This is a genomic window from Pseudomonas sp. Bout1, assembly GCF_034314165.1.
In the GTDB taxonomy this organism is placed as follows: domain Bacteria; phylum Pseudomonadota; class Gammaproteobacteria; order Pseudomonadales; family Pseudomonadaceae; genus Aquipseudomonas.
Window position 1 is genome coordinate 6,906,641 of the sequence record NZ_JAVIWK010000001.1, and the last position, 11,801, is coordinate 6,918,441.

The window sequence follows — 11,801 nt, forward strand, 5'->3', positions numbered from 1 at the left end:
AAGTGTTTCGCGAGCAAGCTCGCTCCTACAGGTACGGGGTTTACTGGTACAGGTCGTCCCGCGTCCACGGCAGCTCATGGCTCCCATCGGCATGCGGTTTCACCGCCAGAATCTGATGCAGGTTGATCCAGCCCCGGGCAAACGCATACGCACAGCCGGCCAGGTACAGCCGCCAGATGCGCAGGGCCTGTTCCGGCACCATCTTGCCCGCCGCTTCCAGGTTGTCTTCGAGGCGCTCACTCCAGTGGTCCAGCGTGCGCGCGTAATGCAGGCGCAGGCTTTCGACGTCGACCACCTCCAACCCGACTTCGCTGATCTCGGCGGTCATCATTGCCAGGTGCGGCAGCTCGCCATTGGGAAACACATAGCGCTCGATAAAGTCCCCGGCACCACGGCCCACCGGCCGGCCATCGGTATGTTTGGCGGTAATGCCATGGTTCATCACCAGGCCGCCTTCACGCACCGCCCCGTACAGAAGCTTGCAGTACTGCGCCAAATTGGCATGGCCGACGTGTTCAAACATGCCCACGCTCACCACCTTGTCGAACCGGCCATCCTGGGGCAAGTCACGGTAGTCGAGCAGCCTCAGCTCAACCTGGTCCTCCAGGCCTTCGGCTTTTACCCGCTCCTGAGCCAGTTCGAGCTGTTCCTTACTCAGGGTGATGCCAAACACCTTGACCCCGAATTCCCGCGCCGCATACCGCGCCAGCCCGCCCCACCCGCAGCCCACATCAAGCAGATACTCCCCCGGCTGCAACCGCAACTTGCGGCACAGGTGGCGGAATTTGTCTTGTTGGGCTTGGTCGAGGGATTCGCTGCCGGTCTCGAAGTACCCGCAGGAATAGGCCATGTCACGGTCCAGCCACAGCTGGTAAAACTCGTTGGACAGGTCGTAATGGTAGGAAATAGCGGCGGCGTCGGTGGCCTTGTCGTGGATAGAGCGCACAGGACGAGTGTCGCCGTCGTCATCTACCAAGGCGTGACTCAACTCGTCAACGACCCGGATCACTTCGGAAATGGAGCCTTCCAGCTCCAGTTTGCCCTCGACGAAGGCTTCGCCCAACGAATCGAGCGTCGGATGGCTGAGTTTGGAAACCATCATGGGGTCCTTGACCACAATGGTGACACTGGGATCCGGGCCCAGGTTAAATTCATGGCCGTCCCAGAGTCGAAGACGCAGCGGTAGCTTGAGATTCTGTAAGGCCGGTGGAAGTTGCGCGAGCATGAGTAGTCCCCCCTTGTTTCAGACGTCTGAAATGAGGGTAGACCATCCACGGAAAAATTAGCAGGCTATCGAATCAATAGCCCTTTTCTATGGTGCCCGCCGCTGGAGCAAACCGTCCTGGACCCACTGTTTCAGCCAGGTAACCGCTTGCAATGGCGCGCCCTCCTGGTAAGTGACTGCGAGCTCGGCGCACAGTTCGGAAAAATTCCAGCCGCTGGCGACCATGCCCTTGAGCGCGCCCGCTTCAGCCGGTTCCAGGCTGCGGTATTGGCACACGTTGTGCTGCCGCCAGACCAGGCACACCTGCGCCAGCGGCAAGGCCTCGCTGCCAGGAAAGTCCCACTCGCCCTTGCTCGCACGCCAGATGCCCAGGCTGTTGAAATCACACAGCACCTGCTGCACCGAGGGCGCCAACTGCACTTGCAGCCCGGGCCAGTCTTCTGGCGGCAGGGTTGCCATGTCTTGCAGGCTCAACGGCTCGCCCTGCGGCGCATCAAAGGCCAGGGTGAATGCCCATTCGAGCCGCGCCAGCTCGGCCAGGGCCAAACCTTGCTCGGCATAATGCTCGACGATAAACCCCGGAAAACGCTCGCCGAACCAGCGCAGGCTGTAATGGGCCGAGGGGTAAAGGCGGATATAGGCCGCACCCAACTGCGCAAACTCATCATCCCCCAGCCAATACCAGACGGCGCTGAAGTCATCGCGCAGCACTTCCTGCAACCGTGCGTGATAGGCGTTGTGGTAAATCGCCAGGCCTGTCTCAACGTCCAGGGTCGGGCCGCCGATCAAGGTGGAGCTGAAGGCGTTCTCGGCAGTGGAAGCCTCGGCCAGCAAATGCTGTTCAAACGCCAGTTGCCAATCGATCAGGCGCATAACGCTCTCCTGTCCAATGCGCTCGCGCCCAGCTCGCGGGCCTTGCTCAGTTCGTCGAGCAGTTCCTGGAACGACGGGAAATGGTCATCACGCTCCAGCAAGGTCGAGACCGGCCCAAGGTGCTCCAGGGTCTGCTGATACAGCGCCCACACCGGATCGCATACCGGGTGGTCATGGGTGTCGATCACGTAATCGCCGTAATCCATGTGCCCGGCCAGGTGCAGTTGGCGGATGCTTTCGGGCGGCAGGTTGCGGATAAATTCCCAAGCATCGAACCCATGATTGCGCGAGCTGACGTATACGTTGTTCACGTCCAGCAACAGTTGGCAGCCGGTGAGATGCGTCAGGGCGTTGAGAAACTCCCACTCGGTGAATTCGTCAGCCTTGGAGCGCACATAGCTGGAGACATTTTCCAGCACGAAGGGACGCTGCAACACGTCCTGCACTTGCCGTACGCGAGCGGCGACGTGGTACAGGCTTTCTTCGGTATAGGGCAGTGGCAACAGGTCATGCAGCTGGTGCGCGTTGCCGCGGCTCCAGCACAGGTGATCGGAAACCCACGCCGGCTGGATGCGCTCGGAGAGCTGCTTGAGTTGTTTCAGGTAGTCGACATCGAGGGCATGCGGCCCACCGATTGAAAGGGACACACCATGCATCACCAGGGGATAACGCTCGGCTATCGCATCCAGGTAGTACAAGGCCTTGCCGCCCTGGACCAGATAATTCTCGGAGATCACTTCGAACCAATCCACGGCCGGCGATTGTTCAAGGATCTGCTGGTAGTACTCGCTGCGTAGACCCAGGCCGTAACCCAGGCTCGGAAGGGAGGCGGACATAAAAACACTCCTGGGGAAAGTGTCCGCAGCGGCGGGGGGCCCGCTGCGGTAGCACTCGGTGGTCGGTTACTCGCCGACTTTGCCGCCTTTCTCGTCGCACATCGATTTGCTCATCGACAGGAAGCCCTGGCCTTTGCAAGAACCCATGCCTTTGCACGCGTGGTCTTTGGTCTTGCAGTCGTTCTGGCCTTTGCAAGCGTTGACGCCATAGCAATGGACCTGGGCGTCTGCTGCCTGCACCTGGGTGGCAACACCGGCAAACATGCCAGCAGCAGCGATAGCGAGGGCGGCACCAGCAGCAGCGGATTTGATGTTCATTGTGTATTCCTCATGATCGGTAGTGGAGCCGGTCTGAACGGATTGTTCAGTCTCGACATAGCACTAGAGTGAGGTGCCCTCATGGCGTTACAGCGAGACTGAAAATAATTTGAAATTTATTCGTCCAGTTTCAACAGGGGCTCCTGAAACCGCAACAAGCGCCCCGCATTACCCAGCACCAACAGCGTACTGAGGTTGTGCAACACCGCCGCAATCATTGCCCCCGCCGCGCCCAGCCAGCCGAATGCGGCGAACACCACGATGGCCAGCGTCCAGCCCAAACCGATAATCACATTGACCTGCAACGTGTGTCGGCACTGGCGACTCAAGCGCACGCAGGTGCCCAGGCGCCGCAGGTCGCTGCCGATCAGCACCACGTCCGCCGACGCCAGGGCGATATCCGCCCCGCCCGCGCCCATCGCCACACCGACCACGCCGGCCTTGAGCGCCAGGGAATCGTTGATCCCGTCACCCACCACCATCGGCCGGAAACCGCTGCCGATTTCCCCCAGCACGCGGTTGAGTTTGTCTTCGGGCAAGGCCTGGGCTTCAACGTCAGTGATGCCCACTTCCAGCGCCAGGCTGTCGGCCACGCTTTGGCGGTCGCCGGTCAGCAGCAGTTGGCGACCCAGGCCCAATTCACGCAGCTCCTTCATCGCCTGGCGGGCTTCCGGCTTAACGCTGTCTGCCAGTAACAGCCAGGCGAGGAATTGCCCGTTCAGCGCCAGACCGGCAATCGGGCCGTCGTGGTTGGGGACCGCCGTGGTCGCGATGCCCAGTTGCTCAAACAATTCCGGTCGGCCAAGAGCGGCTTCGCCCTGCCCCGTCTGCGCCACCACACCGAGCCCCTGACGCTCGCGAATATCCGACAGCACCAACATTTGTTCCTGAGTCGCCAGCCCCGCCAACGCCCGGCTGACCGGGTGGCTGCTGGCCGAGCCGAGGCTGGCTGCGAGGTTGAGCAGCACTTGCCGATCCGGCTCAGTGGTTTCGATGGACTGCAAGCGCAGGGTGCCAAACGTGAGGGTGCCGGTCTTGTCGACCACCAGTGAGGTCAGGTCTGCCAACTCTTCGAGAAACGCCGAGCTGCGAATCAAAATGCCGTGACGCGCGGCCACCGCAATGCCCGCAATCGCCGTGGCGGGTGCCGACAACACCAGCGCACACGGGCAGGCCGCCACCAGCACGGCGAGCATCGCCTGGGCGTCATTGGTGACAAACCAGGTCACCGCCGCCAGCAATAACACCAGCACCATGTAACTGCCGGCGTAACGTTCCAGCAGCCGAGTGATCGGCGGCTTGGAGCGTTCAGCGCTCTGCATCAGGGCGATGACTTTGCCCAGGGTCGATTCGTTGCCGGTGCGGGTCACTTCAAGGCGCAGCAGACCGTCGAGGTTGATCGCGCCACCAAACACCTGCACGCCAACACTCGCCTCCAGCGGCACCGATTCGCCGGTGATCGGCGCGGTGTCGAGGCTGGCCTGGCCCGACAGCACCACGCCGTCGGCCGGCACCCGGTCACCGGCGCGCACTTCGACGATATCGCCGGTCTTCAGAATGCCATTGTCGACTTCCAGAACGGTGCCGTCGGCCTGCACCAAACGCGCGTGGCTACGGGTCAGTTTGCCCAGGGCGTGAATCGCTTCCTGGGAACCGATGACGCTGCGCTCTTCCAGCACATGGCCGAAGATCATGATGATCGGCAGCAGCGCGGCGGTCAGCAGGTCGCCGGTGGCCCAGGCGCCCAGCATCGCCAGCGCGATCAGTTGGTCGGTGATGCCATGCAGGCTCGGGTAACGCAGGCTGTACCAGGCCGAGCGCATCACGGGCACGGCCACCAGCAACGAGGCCACGCCCAGCAGCAGTTGGCTCACGCCGGTCTGGTCCGGTGCCAGCCAGCGCCATACCAGCCCGAGGCAGAGCAGGCCCAAGGCGAGCATCGCCAGGGTCAGTTGCCGGGCGGCGCTGCGTTGTTCGGCCGATGAAAGCATCGGGGCGGCGTGGGCGGTCATTGTTCGGCTCCCTGAATGATCAGGCGGGAATCGTCTTTAGGGTCGACCGTAGTCACGGAGCCGGCCTGGCCGAGAATCTTCGGCAGGCGCTCGCGGTACAGGCGCAGCAGCAGGCCGGGGTCTTTGACTTGGGCCAGGCTGGCGACGGTGGCAGTTTGCGCTTGGGCGTTGGCCAGGCGCTCGCTGGCCTGGGCGTGGGCCACTTGTACGGCGCGGTCGGCGTCCTGATTGGCGGTCTGGGTGAGTTTTTCAGCGTCTGTGCGGGCGTTGGCCACCGCCTTGTCGGCTTGCTGGCTGGCGGTCAGTACCGCGTTGAACGCGTTGACCGCCGGGCCCGGCAGGCTCGATTGCACGTCGACACGGGTGGCTTCGATGCCCAGGCCAAGGCCGGTGGACGCCAGGTCGGCCAAGCGTTGGTTGATGCCGCGCACCAGATCCCCGCGCAGCCGTTCGCGGCGTTCGGCGGCCTGGTTGTCGGCGCCGATCAGCTCGGGGCGCGCCACCAGAATGGTGTCCAAATCCCGCGCGGCGGTCAGGGCCACGGCGCTGCGGGTGACCAGCCGATCCAGGGCCGGCAGCACATGGTCACCCTGCAATACAAAGGCGTAAGGCTCGGTGACCTTATAAAACACCCGCACATCCAGTTGCACCACGCCGGCATCGCCGGTCAGCAGGTAGCCGGAGCCGGCCAGGGCATCGCTGAGTGGCGTGGCAAAACTGGCCACGCGGTCGGCTTGAGTGGCGGCATCGGAACGCAGCAGGTTTTCTACCCGGCGTTCGATCACCCGGTCTGCGGCGGGCAACAGCACGACTTGCTCGAACGGCCTTGGCCAGGCCAACAGCAGCCCGGCATTCTGAATCCGGTCCAGCGCGCCGAAGTGCAACACCACGGCGCGGTTCTGCGGGTCGATCTGGCGCACGTTGGAAAACGCCCACGCCAGCGCGGCCAATACCGTCACCGCATACAGCGCCAGGAACGTCAGCCGTCCAGCCTGGATCCACGGGCTGTCGAGGCTTTCCCGCTCACTCATGGCTGGACATCCTTGGGCCCATCCACCAATGCGCGAAATGGCGCCGCGTCGGTGCGCAGGATGATTTTGGTGCCCGGCGTGACCACCGTGCCGAGGGTGTCGAGAGAGCGCAGCAGGTTATACAGCTGCGGATTGCCGGCGTAGGCACGGCCATAAATCTGCGCGGCTTCGACCCGGGATTGCGCTTCGATATCGGCGGCTTTCACGGTGGCGTCGGCCTGGACGATTCGCGCATCACGCTCGGCAGCCGAACGAATCTGCGCCGCTTCACGCTTGCCCACGGCGGTGCGTTCGGTGGCGATGGTTTCGCGCTCGGCACGCATGCGGTCGACCGTGGCGGCCAGGGTCACCGAGGGCAAGGTCAGCCGTTCAACGCCGACCTGCACCACACGCACACCATAGGTGGTGAGCAATTGTTGATCGATCTGCTGGCGCAGTTGCGCTTCAAAATCAGCGATCCGCACCTGGCTGGCATCGGTGTTCACCAGGTTGGCCAAGTCGAAACTGGCAGCGGTGGTTTCCAGCGCCGAGCCCACAAAGGTGCGAATCTGCCGCGCCGCTTCATCCGGCTGGTTCTGCACCGCGCGCATAAAGCGCTGCACATTGTCGGCATCGCCCTGCACCTGCCAGGCCACGTAGGCCTGCACGATGATCCGCAAGCCATCGCGGGTGCCAACATCCTGCAAACCGCTGGAGGTGGTGCGCAGGCGCAGGTCTACCGGAATCGCCGCTTCGAACGGCGCCGGCCAGCGCCAGCCGAGGCCCGGCTCCAGCAGTACCCGCGACGGGTTGCCGAAGCGGGTAATCACCGTGGCTTCACCGGAACGCACCTGCACCAGGCTGGCAGCGGCGATGGCGAACAGCACCAGCAACACCGCCCAGCCCATGCGCCGCCAAGGGAACGGGCCGGCTTGCTGTTCATCGCCGTGATGGTGATGATGATGGCCGTGGTGGTGACCATGGCCTGCGTGATCGTGAGAATGAGCGCTCAACAGATGAACTCCTTATTGAACGGCTTTACGCGGCACCGCAGGGTCGGCCGGTAAGGTAAAGGAACGCAGATCGATGGTCGGTGCGCCACTGGCGCCCAGGCGATGATCAAGAATGAGTAATTTGGCGTGGGCCAGGCCCTGGCTCAGTTGGCTCAGGTACTGCTCCAGCACAAAGGCCTGGCCAGCTTGCTGATAGGCCTTTTGTTCGGCGCTGAAACGCAGGTCTGCCGCCTGGGCGCCAGCACTGACCTCACGGGCCGTGGCCTGGGCCTGGTCGCGGGCGGTGCTGGCTTGCAGCAACGCCTGGTTGGTCTGCTCGCTGGCGGCGCCGCGCTCCCGCGAGATCAGCGCCTGAGCCCCGATCTGCGCGGCTTGCACCGCGTGGTAGGCATTCGCTGCACCGGAAGGCGGATGAATGGCTTCCACCACCGTGGCGAGGATTTCCACGCCGCTGTCGAGTTTCTTCAGGTCCGCTTGTACTGCCCGGCCAATTTCATCCGCGAGGCTGTTGCGTTGTTCGCCGAGCAATTCGTCGAGGGTTCGCGAGGCAAACTCGTGAACCAGGATGCGGCTGGCGGTACTGCGGATCAGCGTGGGCACATCCGCGCTGTTATAGGTGGCGGCCAGTGCCGCCTGATCAGTCAGGCCGATGCGGTACACGAAGCGCACATCCATATTGACGATCTGGAAGCTCTGCTTGTCGCCGCTGCTGCTGGCGATCACCTGGGCTTTGTCATTCACATGGGTGGCGTCCCACAGGCGGTTGGCGATCAACGGCGCCGGGCCTTCAGCGGAGGCGACATCAGTGGTAGCCGCTTCGCCAACACTGGTGGCCAGCTCATGAACCACGCCGTTTTCCACGTTCAACACGCGGCCCAGCGGCCAAGGCAAACCGGCATGCAGGCCAGGCCCGAAGACTTCTACCGGCTTGCCAAAACGTTCATAAATCCCACGGCTTTGCAGGGCGACTTCATGCACGCCGGTCAGCAACCAACCGACCGCCAGCACCATCACCAGCACCGGCAGGAAGGCCCGGCGCATGTAGGTAAAGGCCCAGATTTGCCGCAGGTCGATGCCGAAACGGTTGTGCAGTTCGTGCTGCAAGGCGAGCAACGGTTGCGGCGGCCAGCGCAGCATCCCGGCGATAAAACTTTGCGCCATCAGCCGTGGTTCAAGGCGTTCCTGGCGCGGGCTGAACAGCGACAGCACGCCTCGTAACAGAAACTCCAGCGCCACCAGGGCCGGCAACAAGCCGATCAACACGGCCAGGCGCAATGGCCACACGGTTTCTTCACCGGCAAACAGCAGGCAAATCGCACTGATCACCAGGCAGATAATCGCCACCCGGCTCAGTTGCGCCAGTTGCGCGGCTTCCGGCCATTGGGCGGTGCTTTCCTGGGCCATGCGCCGTTCAAACACCAGCAAGCCAAACGCCAGTGCCAATGCGATAGCCGCGCCCACACTGGCAGCCTGGCCCACTGCGGCAGCAGGCAAGGCCAGGCTCCAGAACTCCAGCACGCTGAACAGCGCCAGCAACGACCAGCCACACAGCCAAAACACCGGCGCGCCAATCTGCACCAGCAAGCCGCTACCGACGCGGCCGAACAGGCGGTTGAGCCAACCAGGATTTTCTTCCGCCAGCGGGGCCTCGATCAGCAGTGCCGCCGGCGCCTCCAGCGCCATGGCCCGCCAATCCGCGACCCACCATGCCGATTGCACACCGGCCACCAGCACCAGCAACGCCGAGGCACAGTTGATCAGCACCACCGGCCAGATCGACAGCGGGGCGAACAGTGCCACAAACAGCGCCAGCATCCACCCGCTAACCGCGAGCACCGTCAGGCCGATGCCGGCCTGCCTTAACCGGCGGGCATGAAACAACCCTTGCTGAAAACGCGGCAGCCCTTCAATGGCCACGTCATCAGCGTCTAGATCCACTCGCATCCCCAAACGCCCACCCAGAAACAATTAGTTACCCTATAACACCGGGCGTGAAATTTTTGTTTGGTTTCACCGTGATAGTAATGAAAGCCCCAGAAACACGAGCCATCACTAGTGTCCGGTGTGATAAATCGGCACACTCCCCACAGTTTTTCGCGGGCTTACGGACAAGGAAGCGTCACTCCCATGATTTCGATCTATCAGCTTAAACCGCGTTTTCAGAACCTGCTGCGGCCTTTAGTGCAGCGCCTGTACGACAACGGCACTACCGCCAACCAGATTACCGTGCTGGCCGGGGTGGTTTCGCTGCTGGTGGGATTGCTGATTGCCGGCTTCGCCCACCATGTGTGGCTGTTTGCGCTGATCCCGCTGTGGATGATCCTGCGCATGGCCCTCAACGCCATCGACGGCATGCTCGCCCGGGAGTTCGGCCAGCAGTCGCGGCTCGGCGCCTACCTCAATGAACTGTGTGACGTGATCGCCGACAGCGCGCTGATCCTGCCGTTTGCGCTGCTGCCCGAGGTCAGCCTGGCGCCGGTGTTGCTGGTGACGCTGCTGGCGGTGTTCAGCGAATACGCCGGCGTGCTTGGGCCGATGGTCGGGGCTTCACGGCGCTATGACGGGCCCATGGGCAAGAGTGACCGGGCGTTTGTGCTCGGTGTGCTGGCCACCGGCGTGGCGCTGGGCTGGCTGGGTGCAGCTTGGGTCGAGGCGGTGATGTGGCTGGTCGCGGCCTTGCTGGCCTACACCCTGGTCAACCGCGTGCGCCAAGGCCTCAAAGAAGAACAAACCTCCCCTTCTGCATAAGGATTTTGCGATGCGTGAACAGCAAGAGCACACCTTCAGCACCCATGACGGGGTGGACCTTTTCTACCGTCATTGGCCCGCCACCGCACCCGCAGGCTTTGCGCCGCGCAAGGCGATCGTGCTGTTCCATCGCGGCCACGAGCACTCCGGGCGCATCGCCCACCTGGTGGACGAGCTGAACCTGCCGGAATTCGACTTCTTCGCCTGGGACGCCCGCGGCCATGGCCAGTCCCCCGGCGCACGGGGTGACAGCCCCAGCTTCGCCACCAGCGCCCGGGATGTGCAGACCTTCGTCGATCATATCGGCGCCACTTACAGCATCGAGGAAGAGAACCTCGCGGTGATCGCCCAAAGCGTGGGCGCGGTGATCGCGGCCACGTGGGTGCACGACTACGCGCCGAAGATTCGCTCGCTGGTACTCGCCTCCCCCGCGTTCAAGGTCAAGCTCTACGTGCCCTTCGCCCGGCCGGGCCTGGGGTTGATGCGCAAGTTTCGCGGCAACTTTTTCGTCAACAGCTACGTCAAGGCCAAGTTCCTGAGCCATGACCCGGAGCGCGTGGCGTCCTACGACAGCGATCCATTGATCACCAAGGCCATCTCGGTGAATGTGCTGCTGGGCCTGTACGAAGCCGCCGACCGGGTTGTAGCCGATGCCCAGGCGATTCAGGTGCCGACCCAACTGCTGATCTCCGGCTCGGACTTTGTGGTGCACCGCAAACCCCAGCAGCAGTTTTTCGACCGCCTCGGCAGCTTGAAGAAAGAACTGCACATCCTCCCCGGCTTCTTCCACGACACCCTCGGTGAACGGGACCGCGCCGTAGCCTTGAACAGTGCCCGGCGCTTTATCCTGCAGAACTTCGAACACCCGCTGGACCGCGCCACCTTGCTGGATGCGGACAAGATCGGCCTGACCTGCGCCGAATCCGAATCCCTCGCCGCGCCGTTGCCACGCAACTCCCTGCGCGACCTCTACTGGCGCATGACCCGCACCAGCATGGGCCTGGGCAGCAAACTGTCGGATGGCGTGAAGCTCGGTTTCGACACCGGTTTCGACTCCGGCAGCACCCTGGACTACGTGTACCGCAATACACCGACCGGCAAAGGCGGGCTGGGGCGGATGATCGACACCAACTACCTGAACTCCATCGGCTGGCGCGGCATTCGTCAGCGCAAGTTGAACGTGGAAGAGTTGTTGCGCCTGGCGATGGCCAAGCTGCGGGATGAGCAGCGGGAAGTGCGCATCGTCGACATCGCTGCCGGCCATGGTCGGTACATTCTGGAAGCCTTGCAGGGCGTTTCGCCGTTGCCGGAATCGATCCTGCTGCGCGACTACAGCGACATCAACGTGCGCGACGGTGGCGCACTGATTCGCGAGAAAGGCCTGGGGGATATCGCCCAGTTCGTCAAAGGCGATGCGTTTGACCGGGCAGACCTGGCAGCGCTGGAGCCCAAGCCGACATTGGCGGTGGTCTCCGGCTTGTACGAACTGTTCGCGGATAACGCGATGGTCGGCGGTTCGCTCGCCGGTTTGGCCGAAGCCGTAGAGCCCGGTGGCTACCTGGTGTACACCGGCCAACCGTGGCACCCGCAACTGGAACTGATCGCCCGCGCACTCACCAGCCACCGTCAGGGCCAGGCCTGGGTGATGCGCCGGCGCAGCCAGGCGGAAATGGACCAACTGGTGGAGGCCGCCGGTTTCCGCAAGATTACCCAGCGTGTGGATGAGTGGGGGATTTTCAGCGTGTCCGTGGCACAAAGGGTCTGAC

At 63.2% G+C, this 11,801-nt stretch carries 10 protein-coding genes; 2 read left to right on the forward strand and 8 right to left on the reverse strand.

Translation table 11 applies throughout. From position 1 onward, the window contains the following. Positions 1–40 precede the first annotated feature (40 nt). From cfaB to RGV33_RS32130, 8 genes are all read right to left on the reverse strand, one after another. Complete coding sequence (gene cfaB, locus RGV33_RS32095) at positions 41–1,225, reverse strand: C17 cyclopropane fatty acid synthase CfaB (protein ID WP_322148476.1); 1,185 nt, start codon at positions 1,223–1,225, stop codon at positions 41–43. Between the two features lie 87 nt (positions 1,226–1,312). Continuing rightward, positions 1,313–2,098 (reverse strand): DNA-binding domain-containing protein, encoded by a 786-nt coding sequence (locus RGV33_RS32100; RefSeq protein ID WP_322148478.1) that lies wholly within the window; start codon positions 2,096–2,098, stop codon positions 1,313–1,315. Then, the gene (locus RGV33_RS32105; RefSeq protein ID WP_322148480.1) at positions 2,089–2,934 is read right to left on the reverse strand and encodes a DUF692 domain-containing protein; all 846 of its coding nucleotides are present in this window, start codon (positions 2,932–2,934) and stop codon (positions 2,089–2,091) included. The genes RGV33_RS32100 and RGV33_RS32105 overlap by 10 nt, the downstream gene beginning before the upstream one ends. A gap of 66 nt (positions 2,935–3,000) precedes the next feature. Then, positions 3,001–3,252, reverse strand: coding sequence for a hypothetical protein (locus RGV33_RS32110; protein ID WP_201125750.1), 252 nt, complete (start codon positions 3,250–3,252; stop codon positions 3,001–3,003). A gap of 116 nt (positions 3,253–3,368) precedes the next feature. Continuing rightward, a complete protein-coding gene (locus RGV33_RS32115; RefSeq protein ID WP_322148482.1) occupies positions 3,369–5,264 on the reverse strand; it encodes a cation-translocating P-type ATPase in 1,896 nt (631 codons plus the stop codon). Next, positions 5,261–6,295, reverse strand: coding sequence for an SPFH domain-containing protein (locus tag RGV33_RS32120; protein ID WP_322148483.1), 1,035 nt, complete (start codon positions 6,293–6,295; stop codon positions 5,261–5,263). The genes RGV33_RS32115 and RGV33_RS32120 overlap by 4 nt, the downstream gene beginning before the upstream one ends. Further along, on the reverse strand, positions 6,292–7,290 hold the full coding sequence (locus tag RGV33_RS32125; protein ID WP_322148777.1) for a protease modulator HflC: 999 nt from the start codon (positions 7,288–7,290) through the stop codon (positions 6,292–6,294). The genes RGV33_RS32120 and RGV33_RS32125 overlap by 4 nt, the downstream gene beginning before the upstream one ends. A gap of 9 nt (positions 7,291–7,299) precedes the next feature. Continuing rightward, on the reverse strand, positions 7,300–9,231 hold the full coding sequence (locus RGV33_RS32130; protein WP_322148484.1) for a protease modulator HflK: 1,932 nt from the start codon (positions 9,229–9,231) through the stop codon (positions 7,300–7,302). Positions 9,232–9,414: 183 nt separating this feature from the next. On the opposite strand from RGV33_RS32130, the gene RGV33_RS32135 reads away from it, so the two are divergent. Together RGV33_RS32135 and RGV33_RS32140 are read left to right on the forward strand one after the other, a co-directional pair. Then, positions 9,415–10,035, forward strand: a complete 621-nt coding sequence (locus RGV33_RS32135; protein WP_322148485.1) for a CDP-alcohol phosphatidyltransferase family protein — start codon at positions 9,415–9,417, stop codon at positions 10,033–10,035. Between the two features lie 10 nt (positions 10,036–10,045). Then, a complete protein-coding gene (locus tag RGV33_RS32140; protein ID WP_322148486.1) occupies positions 10,046–11,800 on the forward strand; it encodes a bifunctional alpha/beta hydrolase/class I SAM-dependent methyltransferase in 1,755 nt (584 codons plus the stop codon). The last annotated feature ends 1 nt before the right edge of the window (position 11,801 follow it).

Coding starts and splice junctions, on each gene's coding strand:
- cfaB (WP_322148476.1), bottom strand. CDS start 1,225: ATGCTCGCGCAACTTCCACCGGCCTTACAGAATCTCAAGCTACCGCTG.
- RGV33_RS32100 (WP_322148478.1), bottom strand. CDS start 2,098: ATGCGCCTGATCGATTGGCAACTGGCGTTTGAACAGCATTTGCTGGCC.
- RGV33_RS32105 (WP_322148480.1), bottom strand. CDS start 2,934: ATGTCCGCCTCCCTTCCGAGCCTGGGTTACGGCCTGGGTCTACGCAGC.
- RGV33_RS32110 (WP_201125750.1), bottom strand. CDS start 3,252: ATGAACATCAAATCCGCTGCTGCTGGTGCCGCCCTCGCTATCGCTGCT.
- RGV33_RS32115 (WP_322148482.1), bottom strand. CDS start 5,264: ATGACCGCCCACGCCGCCCCGATGCTTTCATCGGCCGAACAACGCAGC.
- RGV33_RS32120 (WP_322148483.1), bottom strand. CDS start 6,295: ATGAGTGAGCGGGAAAGCCTCGACAGCCCGTGGATCCAGGCTGGACGG.
- RGV33_RS32130 (WP_322148484.1), bottom strand. CDS start 9,231: ATGCGAGTGGATCTAGACGCTGATGACGTGGCCATTGAAGGGCTGCCG.
- RGV33_RS32135 (WP_322148485.1), top strand. CDS start 9,415: ATGATTTCGATCTATCAGCTTAAACCGCGTTTTCAGAACCTGCTGCGG.
- RGV33_RS32140 (WP_322148486.1), top strand. CDS start 10,046: ATGCGTGAACAGCAAGAGCACACCTTCAGCACCCATGACGGGGTGGAC.